The sequence below is a fragment of the Clostridium sulfidigenes genome (assembly GCF_052067195.1).
GTDB classification, from domain to species: Bacteria; Bacillota; Clostridia; order Clostridiales; family Clostridiaceae; genus Clostridium_J; species Clostridium_J sulfidigenes.
In genome coordinates, this window is sequence record NZ_JBQHQR010000013.1 from 113960 (window position 1) to 129873 (window position 15914).

The following is a 15914-nucleotide window of genomic DNA, read 5'->3' on the forward strand; positions in this document are numbered from 1 at the left end:
GTTATATCCACCTCATTTCTAATATTTTTTTAACCATATTAATTGAGTTATTTGATGCTGATACACAGTTCTTTTCAAATACTTCTACCCCACACTGATCTTCTGTATCTGTTATAGACCTTATTGCTATGAATGGAATATTATTCACGTAACACACATGAGCAATACTTGCCGTTTCCATATCTACACAAAGTGGATGATATTTAGAAATTATTTCAGTACGACCATTATCACTTATAAAGGCTTCTCCAGTAACAATTCTTCCAAAGAATATTTTTTGAGTGAATGTATTTTTATCTATCATTTCTCTACATAATTCAATCAGTTTACTGTCTGCTTTGAAATATATACTTTCCATCCATGGATGATACTCAGTCAAGATACCTTTATCCACATCATGATATGCTATTTCTGTTGAAATAACAGTATCTCCAATATTTAATATATTATCTATTCCTCCTGCTACCCCTGTTACAATAATATGAGTAACATTGAATTTATCTATTAATATTTGAGTTGCAATAGCTGCATTAACTTTACAAACCCCACAATACAATGCAACAACATCACTGTTTTTGTATATACCACTATAAAATGTTAGCATTGCAACACTTTCTACCTTTTTATTAGAAATCTCCTCAATAAAAGGCATAATTTCATTTTCCGTTGGTCCAATAACCCCAATTTTCAAAAACTCATCCCCTAATTATTTAGTTAGAATAATCCTTCTTTAATATAGCTAATACAATATCATCCACAAACTCACCTTTCATAATGGTTCTTTCTCTAAAAATACCCTCTTGAACAAAGTTTGCTTTTTTTAGAGCTTTTACAGAAGCTTCATTACTAAGTGTTACAGTAGCTTCTATTCTATTAAAGTTCATTACTTCAAATCCGAATTTCACCAAAACCTTTATAACTTCAGTTGCATATCCTTTATTCCATTCATCACGATTAAAGCCATATCCAATCTCGCTTCTTATTGAAGCATCATCAAAGCTCCCTAAGCTACAATAGCCAATGATTTTATTATCATTCTTTCTTGCCACACCCCATGTAATCTCTTCTTTATTTTTAAATTCATTTTTGTAATGATTTATTATGGATAGTGCATCATCTTTAGTATTAATGGGTGTAAACCAATCATATTTAGCAACTTCAGGATCACTATAAATCTTAAATATCTCTTCTACATCTTCTGGATTTACCTCTCTAAATATTAATCTATCAGATTCCAATTCTGGAAATATATCAAAGCACGACTTGTCAATTTTCATTTCATGCATAATATTATGACTTGTCACTTAGTATCACTCCTCTTTTTTTTAATTAGGCAAGTTCGAACTATCTTATAATTTTAAAATTACTTCTAGTAAATAATCAATCTTATATTTTACATATCTTTTCATAACTAACAAGTGTCATTCTTTCATTTATCGGTATTAGATCACCAACTTTTTTATATCCTAATTTTTCGTATAGATGACAGTTGCCCTTTTCCTGAAGTATTGTATCTAAAATCCACTTCTGTGCTTTAGGATAATAACTTTCTATTTGTTTCAATGCTTCTTGTGCAATTCCCCTATTTTGGTATTCTGGAAGAACACATAAAGCTGATATCTTATAAGTCATTTTCGCTAATTCTGTTACTCTAACCCAGCCAACATTAACGTCGTTCAGTTTAAAAATATAAGCTGTAGTATTGGCTCTATCCATCTTTTCTTTAACCATATCAATACTTTCCATTGCAGGATTTACATCATAATCATGATATTTGTCAAGCAATTGTTTAAATGACCTTTTCTGTATATCATGGACAACATCTGCAATGTCGCTTGAAATCTGCATTACTCTAAGCATTTCTACTCCTCCCATTACAGTTAACCTATAATTTACCTAAATAATAATATAATCACTTTATAAGCAACTTCCTTGCAAATATTCTTGCACCCTCCATTGCATCTGGTCTTTGAAATGATGCTATATTGTCTTCATCTCGAACGGAATACATACCCATATATTCTAAATTAGAATGCTCACATAATCTCTTAATGCCAGTTTCAAAAGGGCCTGTACCATATTCTGCATCATATCCATGTGTAGCTACTATTGCTACCTTTTTACCTTCCCATAGAGAACCTTTTGCACTACCATAAAACTTATTAAGTCCATAATGTCGGTCAAGTAACGCCTTCATAGGCGCTGTGCAATACCATGAATATATGGGTGTAGCTAAAACAACACAATCACAGGCAATTATTTTTTCCATAATTTCTAATACGTCATCTTGCTGTATGCAACCATATATATCACTGATATTCTGACAAGTATAGCATCCTCTGCAAGGTAAAATATTTTTTTCTGATAAAGGGATGTAAGTAACCTCAGCCTTATTATCTTCAAGCTCAGCTAAAAATGGTTTTAGTAATTCAGCTGTATTTCCTTTTAATCTAGGACTTCCCATCAAAACACAAAAATTCAATTGCATTATCTCCTTTATAATTTAATATATTTATGGGTTATTAATACTTCTTAAATCTACTTATTTCATTCAATACTTCTCTAGCTGTATTTGCAATATTCTCATATTTAGGTATATCAATCAGTCTGAAGTACAAGCTTTTCAAAAATATATTTACATTAAAATCAATGACCAAATCTTCTGGATACTTTCCTACTTTTTCTATTTTATTAAAACTTTTTATCCATTCTTCAATTTCATCTGTTGGTATTATTTCTCTTTCCAATATAGATTTAACAGCTGTTATTATACGCTCATCTTCAAAATGAATGTATCCATAGTAATTTATATTTAACTTTTTATAAAATGCATCTAGTATGTTCTTTAATCTTTCATATCCAATTTCTTCACACTTAGCAAATTCATCTAGTGCATCAGCACCATGGGCAGCTCCATGAGCCCAGCCTTTAACTTCTATATAGCCTCTAACATCCTTATCTTCATTATAAAATTTCAAAAGAGTATCAAAAGCTTTTTCAATATCACTTTTAGATAAGAACTTATCCATTCTATGTCTATAAATACATGCTGCAACTATTTCACTTGAAAAGGTCCTACAGAAAACCGAATCATCAATGTTACCTAAACCCTTAAGAATATGATTTTCATCTAAAGCTATCCACAATAGCTCATTAACCTGCTTCCCTGATAGCTGATTTTCATATATCCAAGTAAATAAATTGGAAAGTATAAGATCATCACGCAATTCACTATCAATATCACCTATATTATCCATCATTTTTAGGGATAACTCATATGGATCTACACCTTCTGGAACTTTATATTCACTTTCCTGTATACTCTTTAACAATTGTTTTAATTCTTGTTTTTCCAACTTATATTTCTCCCCTTTGACCTTTTATTAAATCCCCGTAATACCTATTTAATCTATATATAAATCCATAAGAATTTCATCATCATAAATTCCATCTATGTTAAAGAAGTTTCTATGAACTCCCACTTTTTCAAATCCAAGCTTCTCATAAAGATGTTGAGCTTTTATATTGCTAGCTTTAACACCTAAACTTATAGTTTTTATAGTCTCATGCTTCTTAGCAAAGTCTATTAATACTTTCATAACTGTAGTGCCAATTCCCATGCTCCAGTATTCTTTTTTTACTGAAATAGCTAATTCACTATTATGGGCTATTCTTTTTCTATTGGGAGCACTAACTTGAGAAACACTAACTATTTGATTATCTATAATACCTAGGAGCATAAGATCATTATTATTTTCATTTATATTTTTAATATACTCCCTCTCCTGTTCTACAGTAAGTCTAAACTCATTCTTACCAAATAGAAGGTTATCACTTTCTCCACCAACTATATTTAGATACTCAATCATAGCCTCTGCATCTTCTTCAGTTGGTTTTCTTAATATAAGCACCTTGCGATTTTCTAATTTTACTAGCTTCAATATGTCATCCTTCATATTCATCACTTCTTTCTATAAACCTATTTTTATTAATCATATACACTCATGCTCTTTAAGTATCTTCCTTCTTTCTTACTCTCATATGGTTTAGCTACAATTCCTTCTTTTATTAATTCCTCATTGGCACGTCCAAATATTTGATGCCAAAGTTCATTTCCTACTTCCTTTATACTCACTTTATGCTTAATTGCCGTTAAACCCTTGGAATATTTCTCTATGCTACTTAAGGTATTTTTTACTGTTTCAAGGATCTCTATAAGAATAATTTCACCTATTTCGGTGACTATTTTCATATCTCTTTCTTGAAATATAGGTACATTACAATATAATTTATTGTCTGTTTCATCTATGTTTATGTAGTCCATCTCTTTAAGAAAAATTGCTAACTCTTTATCTTCATTTGACAACTCATTATAATTAATTTCTTCACTAAAAATTCCCCACATTAGTTGGCCACATTTTTCCGCAATGTTTTTATTAACCTTATCTATAATTTTTATATATGGTAGATTTAAATCTTGGAAAGGAGTTGAATTTCTAATACTCTGTTGTGTCATTCTAAAAAATCTATACATATCTTTACGTACTCCATTAGAATCTCCAAAACTATTAAAGATAAACTTATTACTTCCATAATTATTACTACTGCATAAAGGTTTATTGCTATAACTATCAACAATATAGCTGTCTTCATATCCAATTATCATATAATTTCTATTACCTGGCTGACGCTTAGAGCTAGTAAATACATTTCTTTCTTCAAAAAAATCAAAGGCAATTCCATCAAAAATCATGTCGCAAATTATATGATATAGTAATCTTTCTTCATCAAAAATCTTATAACTTGATAAATTTTGAAGCTTCTCAACTACTAAAGGTTTTATCTTAATAATTCTATCTACTATTTGCTCTCCCACATTCTTTAGATATACATCCATGATTTCAATATCACTCTCTAAAAATACAGGAAAATTTATTTTATATTTATCTTCTTTTTGTTCTATTGCATTTATTCTTTTTAAATTACTTATAATACTATTTAACCTATGATTATCAATATCTATAAATTTACTTATATCCTCCTGTGTTAATGAAAATGCCTCATTTTCTGCAATGATATATAATATTTCTGATGCAAAATTTTCATCACACACATATGCAGGGTTATATTTATCATAAACTTCTATATCACCAAAATAATATAAGTTTAATCTTTTCATATTATTCCTCTTTTCTTTTACGCCTTTAATAAATCCTTATTTTTTACTTTTTAGCATATTGTAAAAGCTATTTCCTTCTCTTGTGATTATTACTATTTAAAAACTTAACTTTTTAAATAGCTTAAAACTTCTTTTTCTATAAGATCAAAATCCATAGCTGCTATATCTTCCACGGTATATCTCTTACTTAACTCACCTATCAGCTTAGCTCCTAAGAAATACCCCACATCACTGATACCTAAAACTTTGAACCAATCACCATAAAAGTCTCTAGTTCCTTTTTCTTTGTCCTTTAAAGCTTCTACATATTTTAATTTAAGTTCTTTTTCTAACTCTTCACAGTCAATGCTCCACTGCTCTCCCCTAGAATCAACGATACTCTCTCCTAATACTTGTTGAAAATATTGGGCAAAGCCTTCCTCATATATATTCCAGATTCCTTCATTATACTTACTCTGATCTACCTGCTTTGGTAATTTTGATTCACCTCTTATTTGAAAGTGAACTACATGACAAAGTTCATGACAAACTAAAGCATCTATTTTCTCCTCCTGTTGCCATCCAAGTTTTGCAATCTTATCAACACCAAAGAGCATAGCTCTTTTCCCCTCATATTCATCTACCCATCCAGCAGAATTTAATAATCCCCTATATAGCACTATATTTATATCCATTTCAATATGAAATATAGCCTTAACTTTTTCTTCTATACCATTAAAAGTCTTTAAAAGATTCTTATAGCCTTCTATCATATTAGGAAAGTCCTCCTCAGACCTATTAAATACCATAGTTAGCCCCATTTTCTTCCAGTTATACCCTTCTGATTCATAGTCTTCTTTACATTTTCTCCCCATCTCTGGAAAATTACTATTGTAAAACTTCTCCCATAACTCCATCTTTTCCTTAGGCTCTTTATTTAAGTTTTCTTCCATAAATCCCTTATAATCCTTAAAAGTATCTATAATGTTTATCATCATAAGTCACCTAGCTTTCTAAAAATTCTAAAAATTACTCTCTCTCTTTAATCCCTACTGAACAATTCTATAATCAAAATTATCTTCAATAATTTTATATCCTAATTTAGCATAAACTCCATTAGATATAGGGTTACGTTTATCTACAAAGAGGCTGCAAAATTCATTTCCTCTTTCTAAATATAATTTACTTAAGTTATAAACTACAGCAACTCCATAGCCCATGCCTCTCTTACTAGAATCTGAATAAACTAAGCTAACAGAAATTCCTTTCTTTAATTGTTTTGTAAATGCTGCCATGGAAACTGGCACATGATTTTCATCTTCGAAAATATATATAGCTCCATTTCTAATTCTAGTTACTAATTTTTCTATAAAATTTTCTACAGCCATGTCCTCATTTAAAGCTTCTTTTCCAAACTTAATATGCCAATCTATTATTAAATCTAGATCCTTATCTATAGCTTCACGAAAGTATCCTTTAGGTAAAGTAACTTGATTTAGTCTTCTTAGCTCCATAACGTCCATGGCTAAACGCTCATGAAATTTACATTTTGTTTTTTCTTCATAATAGTCAATGAATTTTTCACAAACCTTTTTGTTAGAGTTAATGCCACTTATATCAATTTTATTTTCTATGAGGTAATTTACTAAAACTTTAATGGAGTCATCTACCTCTTCCTTTAAATTGTGTATTAACAAATTATATGGACTCGCATTACAGAAAATAAGTGATATTCCATATCTATCTTCTACACGTCCAAATAAAATACCCTTATTGATATCCTTATCTCTGTTTGTATATGCATTAAATAGTATTAACTGATTTAATGCTTCTTTCTTTAAGAGTACCTTTTCATTAATCTTTAAAAATTCCTCAACTCTATCATATATAACTACCTGCATACACTTCATAGCAAGAGCTATTAACTCTCACTAAAGTTCACCTCCTTTTATAATTCGAGCGTTCACGGAAACTCCTTAGCTCCAGTGACTACTCATTTTTAATATCATTATTTTTTGTTGATTCCCCCACTTTTTTTGCATAAAACACTTGACAAGTATATAGAATTTTGCGGCCCTCCTCTTAAAGACATGTTTTAATAGGAGGATTATTTTATGCTTAAAAATTGGAGCTCTCATGCTGATTATCAGCAATTTATTATTTCAAATCTCTCATGTTTCTACAAAACTTTTCCTAAAAAAGTTATACAACTTGGACCTTCTATATCTAAGTTGTATTGCTTAGATTTAGATATTCTTAGAGAGATATTAAAACCTTATTATTCTAATACCGGTAGGCCTGCAACCCTTCAACCTGAAATATTTCGTTCATTTTCGTTAATGCTTTTTCAAAAGGAAACAAGCATTACCAACTGGGTTAAAAAGCTTCATACCAGTGAGTTACTTGCAACCTGTATCGGTTGCACTAAAAACAATGTCCCATCACTTAGTACTCATTATGATTTTATCTCTAGATTATGGCTCTCAAGTCTGTCTATCGACAGGGTCAAACTAAAAAATACGTATTCGTATAAGAAGAAATCATCTAAAATTAAGGCACCCGGGAAAAACAAAAAACTTCCTAATAAAAGAACAGGTGTTGTTAAGAGAATTTCAGATTTTTTTGAAGCTGGTCGTTCATTTTCCCTAAGAGCCGAAAGGCTGCTTCAAAAAATATTCTCATTAGTTGCTGTAGAGCCCTCTTTTAATCTAACTTAATAGAAAAAGATAACCTTACAGTTGCCGGTGATGGCACTTGTGTTCACTGTAAGTCTTCTTATTATGGTTCTAAAGTTTGTGACTGCCGTCAAAACGGAATTTACGATTGCAAATGCCCTCGTAGACTTTCTGACATAAATGCTAATTGGGGTTGGGACAGTCATGAAAATCGTTGGTTTTACGGCTATACTCTCTATGCTTTATCTTCCTACAATAAAAAATATAAGATAGACCTACCTATTTATCTACGATTTGTAGAAGCAAGCAGACACGACAGTGTCACTGGAATAGTCGCATTAGCTGAATTTAGAGAACTGTTACCGCAGTTCAATATATCAAATTATGTTCTTGACTCAGCTAATGATAACTATCCTACATATGAATTATGTTCCAAATGGAACATTAATCCCTTTATTGATCTGAACTCCAAAAATAAAGGAAATTCAAAATATCCAACTACTTTAGATATTAATGAAAAAGGAGTTCCTACCTGCATTGGTGGCCATGAAATGGTCTATAATGGTTTCGAAAAAAGTCGTTCCCGCCTTAAATGGGTTGCCCTTTAGTTTTAAAAAAGGTTAATAGTTGCTCTTGTTGTGAACAGTGCTCACCTTCACCTTATGGGCGAGTAATCTATACTAAACCATCATGAGATTTGCGGTTGTTTACTTCTGTGCCTCGCGGCTCAAAACAATGGAAAACTATTTATAAAACTAGAACCTGCTCAGAACGTATAAATAATCGTATTCTCAATGATTATAGAATTCATTCTTTACGAATACATGGTAAAAAACGTTATTCATTTATGACTATGATTGCTGGAATTAATATTCATCTAGATGCAAGACTTAAAGTTTCAGGTTTTAGTATTTTAAATTTATTAGAGTAACCGTTTGACAATTGAATACTTTTTTCTAAAAATTTCTGCATTGTGTAGGCTTGTTTGCTATGCCTATTGTTATTCCTAACTGCGCTCTGAACATAAAATTTATAGCTCTATAATGACTCTATACAAAATCGAGTTTTAAATATTAGTTTCCGTGACTACTCAATTGAATTTTAATCTTTAAAAAACATTAAAACGTAATAACTTGCTAACTTACCTCAATTCACAATATTTAGTTAATGATAATAATAACAACTAAATCAATTTTTATAACTAATAAATATATACAATAGTTAGTTAATACTAAAACGCCTATAAGAAATTATCCCTTACATATAATTACAATCCAGTTAAACCATTATATTTACAAATTTACATTGCTGTTATTACTGTTAGAAAGAGTTACTTAGCTCTTTAACTTCATATCAATCTTATATCTATTCATTTCATTATACTTAAAATAAAAATAGCCCTCAAAAATATACCATGAATGGCATAGTATGTTATAATAAATTTTTCCTTTCAAACACTAAATGTACGAAAAAAGGCATTTAAAAATTGGAATACCAACAATACAGGTAGCCACATTACATGAATACTATAGAAGAATTAATTGAATTATAAAATGAAACTAACTCAAAATATGCCAGATTAGTATTGAGTATAGTAATAATTCGATATAGCGGATACCATAACGTTGAAATTAGTAAAGTCTCAGAGGTAAGTCGTGTTACTATTTTGATTCATATAAAAAACTAGAGTTCCTTTGGAATAACAGCTTTAGAGGATTGCCTTTCAAAGAAATCAGAACTACAATTAATATTTCTGATAATATATTCACCATATATGAATCCACATGAAAATGCATGGAAATATCTTAAAGCTATGTTATTTAGACCTTCTTCTAGCTCATCTATTAATTAACTGATATCTAATGTTAAAAGTATTTTTGATCAACTTAATCTTGATATAAATAAAATTCATTGATTTATGCTAGAAGTTTGCTAGTATAAGCTAAGTTTTAGTGTGAAAACCTATATAGGGTTTTTAGGATAAACCTTAGCTTATACATTTAAATTTCCATTGATAAATCAAGAAAAATTCACATGTATAAGTTAACCTTTAAGGCAAAAACCCTATATTAGATTTAATATTTAACTATAAATTCAATAAAATCAATATTTTTATTATAAAAAAACGTAGAATTAATTTGAACTACGTCTATAAATTAAATTATTTTAATCTAGTATGAAGAGAATCAACGACTACATGATACTCACATTTCCACCATGTATGTGCTAATTTATTATTTTTCATAAAAATCGCCTTTCAATGACAAAATAAAACGCTACTCTTATCCTATCATTGACTAGGAGATCTTTTTCCCTAATACTACTTCTTAGCCTTATCCATTCACACCGTCATAGCCAATTATCTAACCAAATTAATTAGGTTATGCTTAAAATATTCTCAGCAATATGATAATTTTTAAGGAAGTTGCAAAATGACTTACCTTAATTCACATTTTTATAACTGTGAACTATATAGTCTTTTTCATGGAATATTGTTTATGCTCCAAAGGGCAATCATCTAATACACCAAAAATCTCATATCCATATTTAAGATAAAAATCTTTTGCTTGAAAATCAAAAGTAACTAGATGAATTAATTTACATCCTTTTTCCTTTGCTATTTTCTCTACTTCATTTAAGAGTTTAGAACCATATCCATTGTTTCGAAGCTCCTCTTTAACCCATAAAACATCTATATACAGACAATTCCAACAATATAATACACTGTTTATTCCTGCTAATATATCTCCATTTTCCCCTTTTATAACTCTGTTAATTGAAACAAAAGACGGCTCTTGCGTAAAAGGAACTTTGGATAAATTATATTTATCTATCTCATTTTCAACTAAACCAGCCTCTTCTCTTGTACTTTTGCTAATAATAAAATTTTCCATATTCATTTTCCTCCTATCGAATTTGTAATTTTAAATTAAATAATATTTACAAAATATAAATTTTTAACATTTTTTCTTAACCATAAACCAATATTGATATTAAAATCATAATACTATACCATATAAACTTCCGGCAATTTCCTTGCTAGTTGTAGGATTTTTATCCTCAAAAGAAAAACATACAAGAATACGAATTCCTAATACATGGTAATTCACAAGATTTAGTGAAAATTATGAATACTAACTATATCTATTTTTTAAACTAGTAAAAATATATTATAATAAAATAACTACTATTTTATTTGTCCATGTTTCTCATAATTTCCAACTTCTTTAACCGTATTGTCCTCATTAACAAAAACAACTTTAGGTTTATACATTTTCACTTCTTCTTCATCAAGTTCGCAATAAGCCATAATAATAACTTTGTCCCCTTTTTGCACACATCTAGCAGCTGCCCCATTTAAGCATATGCAACCACTATGTCTTTCACCTGCTATTACATAAGTTTCAAATCTGCTACCATTGTCTATGTCTACTATCTGAACTTTTTCATACTCAACTATTCCTGCATTATCCATAAGTTCAGTATCAATAGTTATACTTCCTACATAATTTAAATTAGCCTCCGTAATCACCACTCTATGAATTTTACCTTAATTCAATTACCATTCCATCGTAAGCAAAGCTAATATCTTCATAATGATTTTCTAGCTCTAAATAATCATCATAGGATTTTCCCCAATCTTCCTCAAGATGTGTCATTATAACTTTTTTAATATTATATTTATTCTTTAATTCCACTATCTCATCCATTACAAATAATTCTTCTCTTAAAGGATTGTCCTCTTCTAACTTAAAGTCACCCTTTAAGACATCACCAATCACCGTATTTCCTATAATCATCACATCAGCCTCTTTAAATATTTCATTCTCTGGGAAAGGCTTAACATCACAAGGAGCATATATAAGCTTCTTTTCTCCTTCTTCAAAAACAAATACTGTAGCAGATTCAGCCTTAATTAGAGTTATTTTTATTTCTCCTATTTGTATTGAATCATTAACCACATGTCTTTTTATTAAATTTCTTATTTTTTCATAGTAGTCAAAATATGATCCATGCTTTGAGCGTATGGAATTTAAATCTTCCATTACGTGTTTCATAGCTATAACTTCTATGGGACTATCACATTCTATTCCTTGGGAAATATTTAGCCAATTTAGTCGAAGCTGTTCAAAAACTCTCATACCAAGGGTATGATCTGGATCCATATGACTATATAAAACTCTATCTATTTCCTTAATTTCTCCATAATTTAAGCTTTGAGCAATATCCTCTGGAGTGTCTATAAGTAGCTTAGCTTCTTCTAAATATAAGCTACATCCAAATCTTGCATAAGGATTTCCCTTCTTTCTTGCCTCCATACATACTCTACAGCAGCAAAGTGGCTTTGGTAGAGCAACACATCCTCCACTACCTATTATTTTAAAAATCATAGTTATCCCTCCTATCTTCTCTCTAGCTATAATTAGATTTTTTATTATATATGTTTTAATAAAGTTTCTACATTAAATTTACTTGCAATCTTAGATCACATTAGGGAATATTAATGAGTTTTATTTATTGAAACTTATATATGACGTATTTTTAGACTATTTTCTATGTATAACTTTGTTAATAATTCATGATATTAGAAGATTCCGAACTAATCTATCAATATTAACTCATATAAATTACACTCGTGTACTCTTTTGAATGCTTTTTTAATAGTATCTTTATCTTTACCTATGTAGTGAGCAAAACTACTGCATATAAATAATTTATTAATTTTAGATTGTGTAATTATATCGCATTCATCACCTTCAGCATAAACATGGAGGTAAGACTCTTTCCAATTAAATCCTCTATTTTTATACCAATCATTTACCCATTTATCATCTCTTGTCCATGCTTCAATTTTCTTTATACTTTTGCTTTTCAGCCTATTTATTGCTTCATTTAACAACAAGGTTGCAACACCTAACTTTCTAAATTCGGGTAAAACTGCTATATGCCATATAACACCACCTAATTCATTAGAATTATAACAAACCGTTCCTTTATCAGTCTCATACTCTATGTCTATTAAGCCTATAATTTTATCATCAACCTCTGCCACTAACTCAACGGAAGGATTTTTGTAGTGTTCTTTTTCACGCAGTACATTATCAAAATATGCACTATCTAAAAAGGATAGAACTCTACACCTTACCCATTGAGAATTATCAGTATCTATATATTCTCTTACTTTCATTTATATCCCCCCAAATAGTTTGCTTCGCCCTATTCTTACGATTGCGACTTTCTCATCCATAATACTTTGACTTCTTCTCCTGCAATCTCGCCATCATATTCACTAAATACTTTAAAGCCTGATTTCTCATAAGTTTTTATTGCTCTCTTATTAAATTTAGCTACTCCCAGCCTTACATAATCACCTTTATATTTATGATATTCTACTGCAAAATTAACACAAGCAGAAACAAATTCTTTTCCTAAACCTATTCCTGTTAAACTAGGTTTTAACCCAAACCCAATCCACATTTCATAAATTATATCAAGATTATCTTTCACGGTGTCCATATCAACATAACCATCATCATCTGAATCTTCTTCAACTTCTCTAAAAAAATTTATACTTAATTCCCCTACTAAAATTTCTTTTTCATTTAAAACTGCAAATTTACTGAAACCCCAATTTTTCTTTTCCAGTAAATCTTCTGCCTCATTACAATAATCATATATGGAATATTCATTTTCATATTTCCATTCATTAATCATTGTTTTTGCATAATTATCATTCATAGGTACAAACCTAAACTTCATATTAAAACCCCTTAATAAATCTATCTTATATAATTAACATAATAAGTATCATATGGTTCTTTTAATACATATCCAAGCTTTTGAGCTAATTTAACAGATTCAAGATTAGCAGCATCCCAACTAGGATACTTCCCCTTGCTAATACAGTCTAAAATTAATGCAGCAGCTGCTATAGTTGCTAACCCTTTCCTTCTGTATTCTGGAAGTGTATCAACTTCAATTTCGATTCCTTCATCGTAAACACTATAAGATGACGCTGCCGATACAATCTTTTCATTATGCAAAATACAGAATCCAATGCCTATATTGATATAATCATCTATGGATTTAAACTGACTTGTAAAATCTTCTGATAACTCTTGTAGTGATGGATTTTTTGCTAAAGATTTATCTATTTTTTTTAACTCATATCCTTCAGGTAATGTTGATAGAAATGTATTTAAATGATCAACATCTAAATTCTTAATATCCCTTTTAAATCTATATCGTTGAAACTTTTCCATACGTCCCTTATGAATAATTTCTATACGTTTTTTCCACTCTTCAGTATCCAAGATAACTAAAATATTCTCAGGCAAATTATATAATAGTTCTTCTGCTTCCTTACTGTTATGGTTTCCTGCATAAAATGCAAAAACCCCTACTATAACCTGTACAACTGTTGGTTTTTCAATGTCATCAGCCCAAGCTTTTCCCATATGTCCTTGAAGGCATGAAAGAATAAGTGTACAATCTATATTTTTAAAAACAGAACATAAATTTTTTCTTAAATTACTATCTACTTCATAGATCATTAAAATTTTCTCCTCATTTCAATTCAAATATTTCCCTTAACTTCATTTATAATTTCTTAGTTAAAAAATACTCCTTATGTCCTTTAGGGCTATCCTCTAAAATTCCAAAAACCTTATATCCATTCTTCATATAAAAATCTGGACCTTGAAAATCGAAGGTATCTAGATGTGCTATATGACATCCTTGACTACTTGCTACATCCTCTGCCTCTTTCAAAAGTATTGAACCATATCCTCTATTGCGATAATCATCTTTAACCCACAATGTGTCAATATAGAAGATGTGCCAAAACACAGAGTAAGCTAATATGCCTCCCATAACTTCACCCTTTTCATTCTTAATACAACGATTTATCTTAATGTATGGCTCCTCTTGTTCAAAGGGTTTAGACAGTTTGTTATGTTCCGTAAGCATTTCATCAATATAATCTATTTCTTCCTCATTAGGTATTTCTATTTTGATATTGTCTTTATTCATAATTTATCTTTAGTGAGAGATTATATTGTAAGTACCAATCCCTCACTAAAGCTATCCTCCTTTCATTTTATACACTTTTATGTGTCTAATAAGTTGTTAATTCGATTTATAAGAACGTTATATCTCAACAATAACATTACATATTAGGTTTATTTTTATATAATATCTATACTTTATATACTACTTCAAAATCTTCAAAAACCACTAGCATATCATCACTGAACTCATACCCTTGCTGTTTTCCATCTTCCTTGAAGAAATGAGCATGTCCCTCAACCCAAGATTCCAATGTATCATCCTCACCTTCACGCTTACAAATGTCATAAGTAATATCTGAAAATGGAATAATTGTTATCTCAGTAGTTTCAATAACACATCGTGGTACACCTTCCCAATCAGTGACAATACTTAAATCACCAACCTGAGGTATACGCTCGCCTTCAATTTCATAACTCAATAAACTACTTGATGTAGCTTTCTTTTTCCCAATTAACACCAAATGCAACAGTTCATTGGCCCACTTTTCAGTCAATTCAAAATGAGATACCTCTAAACACTTTGTTGTTTCATTTCTGTTCGTTTCCCTCAAAAATGTTTTCCAAAACACATCAATTTTTTCTTGTGAATATTTTTCATTTTCCATTACTACTACCTCCCTCTAGTTTTATACTAGATTTTTTGTATATAGTTGTTTTATCCTACATCTTTAGCCTTTATTTTATCTTTATGTATATCAACTATATTCCTATTCCATAAGGTCTAATTCCTTTTTTAAAATAGGATAAAACTTAATATCAGTAACGTCGTTAGGGCAATTATAAAAAAATAACCATAACTATCTGACCATTAATAATTACTCAATCTCATTTCCTAATTTAAGAATTTAATTGTTCTATTTTCAGATGCTTAAATACTATTTCCCATATAGAAAAATGCTGAAACCCGCATGAACAGAACAACTTCCTCTTTATTCTTTAATATTCTCTTTATATCTCACTAATTCTTAGGATAGCGATATAAGAAAAAAGAAACATATTTAAATATATTGA

18 protein-coding genes are annotated in these 15914 nt (G+C 29.8%); 1 reads left to right on the forward strand and 17 read right to left on the reverse strand.

Translation table 11 applies throughout. From position 1 onward, the window contains the following. Nucleotide 1: 1 nt before the first annotated feature. The 9 genes from ACTNBA_RS14625 to ACTNBA_RS14665 all read right to left on the reverse strand — a co-directional run bounded on the left by ACTNBA_RS14625 (nucleotide 2) and on the right by ACTNBA_RS14665 (nucleotide 7068). Nucleotides 2-691, reverse strand: a complete 690-nt coding sequence (locus ACTNBA_RS14625; protein WP_441074959.1) for a 5'-methylthioadenosine/adenosylhomocysteine nucleosidase — start codon at nucleotides 689-691, stop codon at nucleotides 2-4. A gap of 19 nt (nucleotides 692-710) precedes the next feature. Further along, the gene (locus ACTNBA_RS14630; protein WP_441074960.1) at nucleotides 711-1304 is read right to left on the reverse strand and encodes a GNAT family N-acetyltransferase; all 594 of its coding nucleotides are present in this window, start codon (nucleotides 1302-1304) and stop codon (nucleotides 711-713) included. 82 nt (nucleotides 1305-1386) lie between these two features. After that, nucleotides 1387-1860, reverse strand: coding sequence for a GNAT family N-acetyltransferase (locus ACTNBA_RS14635; protein ID WP_441074961.1), 474 nt, complete (start codon nucleotides 1858-1860; stop codon nucleotides 1387-1389). A 52-nt stretch (nucleotides 1861-1912) separates the two neighbouring features. Then, entirely contained in the window at nucleotides 1913-2482 is a 570-nt protein-coding gene (locus ACTNBA_RS14640; protein ID WP_441074963.1) for a flavodoxin family protein, read from the reverse strand. Between the two features lie 40 nt (nucleotides 2483-2522). After that, nucleotides 2523-3356 carry a DUF2785 domain-containing protein gene (locus ACTNBA_RS14645; RefSeq protein ID WP_441074964.1) on the reverse strand — a complete coding sequence of 278 codons (834 nt, stop codon included), beginning with the start codon at nucleotides 3354-3356 and terminating at the stop codon, nucleotides 2523-2525. 48 nt (nucleotides 3357-3404) lie between these two features. Next, entirely contained in the window at nucleotides 3405-3962 is a 558-nt protein-coding gene (locus ACTNBA_RS14650) for a GNAT family N-acetyltransferase (protein ID WP_441074989.1), read from the reverse strand. Between the two features lie 26 nt (nucleotides 3963-3988). Further along, on the reverse strand, nucleotides 3989-5179 hold the full coding sequence (locus ACTNBA_RS14655; protein ID WP_441074966.1) for a hypothetical protein: 1191 nt from the start codon (nucleotides 5177-5179) through the stop codon (nucleotides 3989-3991). 104 nt (nucleotides 5180-5283) lie between these two features. Next, nucleotides 5284-6153 carry a hypothetical protein gene (locus ACTNBA_RS14660; protein WP_441074968.1) on the reverse strand — a complete coding sequence of 290 codons (870 nt, stop codon included), beginning with the start codon at nucleotides 6151-6153 and terminating at the stop codon, nucleotides 5284-5286. Between the two features lie 54 nt (nucleotides 6154-6207). Next, entirely contained in the window at nucleotides 6208-7068 is an 861-nt protein-coding gene (locus tag ACTNBA_RS14665) for a GNAT family N-acetyltransferase (protein ID WP_441074970.1), read from the reverse strand. Between the two features lie 204 nt (nucleotides 7069-7272). Between ACTNBA_RS14665 and ACTNBA_RS14670 the strand changes: the two genes are divergently transcribed. After that, nucleotides 7273-7875, forward strand: a complete 603-nt coding sequence (locus ACTNBA_RS14670; RefSeq protein ID WP_441074971.1) for a hypothetical protein — start codon at nucleotides 7273-7275, stop codon at nucleotides 7873-7875. A 2426-nt stretch (nucleotides 7876-10301) separates the two neighbouring features. Here the strand turns inward: ACTNBA_RS14670 and ACTNBA_RS14675 are convergent. The 8 genes from ACTNBA_RS14675 to ACTNBA_RS14710 all read right to left on the reverse strand — a co-directional run bounded on the left by ACTNBA_RS14675 (nucleotide 10302) and on the right by ACTNBA_RS14710 (nucleotide 15508). Then, on the reverse strand, nucleotides 10302-10727 hold the full coding sequence (locus ACTNBA_RS14675; protein ID WP_441074973.1) for a GNAT family N-acetyltransferase: 426 nt from the start codon (nucleotides 10725-10727) through the stop codon (nucleotides 10302-10304). A 293-nt stretch (nucleotides 10728-11020) separates the two neighbouring features. Continuing rightward, on the reverse strand, nucleotides 11021-11377 hold the full coding sequence (gene panD, locus ACTNBA_RS14680; protein ID WP_441074991.1) for an aspartate 1-decarboxylase: 357 nt from the start codon (nucleotides 11375-11377) through the stop codon (nucleotides 11021-11023). A gap of 1 nt (nucleotide 11378) precedes the next feature. Then, nucleotides 11379-12224, reverse strand: coding sequence for an MBL fold metallo-hydrolase (locus tag ACTNBA_RS14685; RefSeq protein ID WP_441074974.1), 846 nt, complete (start codon nucleotides 12222-12224; stop codon nucleotides 11379-11381). 209 nt (nucleotides 12225-12433) lie between these two features. Beyond that, complete coding sequence (locus ACTNBA_RS14690; RefSeq protein WP_150845728.1) at nucleotides 12434-13021, reverse strand: GNAT family N-acetyltransferase; 588 nt, start codon at nucleotides 13019-13021, stop codon at nucleotides 12434-12436. A gap of 35 nt (nucleotides 13022-13056) precedes the next feature. Then, nucleotides 13057-13593, reverse strand: coding sequence for a GNAT family N-acetyltransferase (locus ACTNBA_RS14695; protein WP_441074976.1), 537 nt, complete (start codon nucleotides 13591-13593; stop codon nucleotides 13057-13059). A gap of 20 nt (nucleotides 13594-13613) precedes the next feature. Then, a complete protein-coding gene (locus ACTNBA_RS14700; protein ID WP_441074978.1) occupies nucleotides 13614-14387 on the reverse strand; it encodes a GNAT family N-acetyltransferase in 774 nt (257 codons plus the stop codon). Between the two features lie 46 nt (nucleotides 14388-14433). Next, nucleotides 14434-14865 (reverse strand): GNAT family N-acetyltransferase, encoded by a 432-nt coding sequence (locus ACTNBA_RS14705; protein WP_441074979.1) that lies wholly within the window; start codon nucleotides 14863-14865, stop codon nucleotides 14434-14436. 166 nt (nucleotides 14866-15031) lie between these two features. After that, entirely contained in the window at nucleotides 15032-15508 is a 477-nt protein-coding gene (locus ACTNBA_RS14710) for an ASCH domain-containing protein (RefSeq protein ID WP_441074981.1), read from the reverse strand. Nucleotides 15509-15914 lie beyond the last annotated feature (406 nt).

What these genes read in the sequence shown, in the direction of transcription:
- ACTNBA_RS14665 (WP_441074970.1), bottom strand. Translation starts at nt 7,068, where the DNA reads ATGAAGTGTATGCAGGTAGTTATATATGATAGAGTTGAGGAATTTTTA.
- ACTNBA_RS14670 (WP_441074971.1), top strand. Translation starts at nt 7,273, where the DNA reads ATGCTTAAAAATTGGAGCTCTCATGCTGATTATCAGCAATTTATTATT.
- ACTNBA_RS14675 (WP_441074973.1), bottom strand. Translation starts at nt 10,727, where the DNA reads ATGGAAAATTTTATTATTAGCAAAAGTACAAGAGAAGAGGCTGGTTTA.
- ACTNBA_RS14660 (WP_441074968.1), bottom strand. Translation starts at nt 6,153, where the DNA reads ATGATAAACATTATAGATACTTTTAAGGATTATAAGGGATTTATGGAA.
- ACTNBA_RS14695 (WP_441074976.1), bottom strand. Translation starts at nt 13,593, where the DNA reads ATGAAGTTTAGGTTTGTACCTATGAATGATAATTATGCAAAAACAATG.
- ACTNBA_RS14650 (WP_441074989.1), bottom strand. Translation starts at nt 3,962, where the DNA reads ATGAATATGAAGGATGACATATTGAAGCTAGTAAAATTAGAAAATCGC.
- ACTNBA_RS14710 (WP_441074981.1), bottom strand. Translation starts at nt 15,508, where the DNA reads ATGGAAAATGAAAAATATTCACAAGAAAAAATTGATGTGTTTTGGAAA.
- ACTNBA_RS14700 (WP_441074978.1), bottom strand. Translation starts at nt 14,387, where the DNA reads ATGATCTATGAAGTAGATAGTAATTTAAGAAAAAATTTATGTTCTGTT.
- ACTNBA_RS14635 (WP_441074961.1), bottom strand. Translation starts at nt 1,860, where the DNA reads ATGCTTAGAGTAATGCAGATTTCAAGCGACATTGCAGATGTTGTCCAT.
- ACTNBA_RS14690 (WP_150845728.1), bottom strand. Translation starts at nt 13,021, where the DNA reads ATGAAAGTAAGAGAATATATAGATACTGATAATTCTCAATGGGTAAGG.
- ACTNBA_RS14655 (WP_441074966.1), bottom strand. Translation starts at nt 5,179, where the DNA reads ATGAAAAGATTAAACTTATATTATTTTGGTGATATAGAAGTTTATGAT.
- ACTNBA_RS14705 (WP_441074979.1), bottom strand. Translation starts at nt 14,865, where the DNA reads ATGAATAAAGACAATATCAAAATAGAAATACCTAATGAGGAAGAAATA.
- ACTNBA_RS14685 (WP_441074974.1), bottom strand. Translation starts at nt 12,224, where the DNA reads ATGATTTTTAAAATAATAGGTAGTGGAGGATGTGTTGCTCTACCAAAG.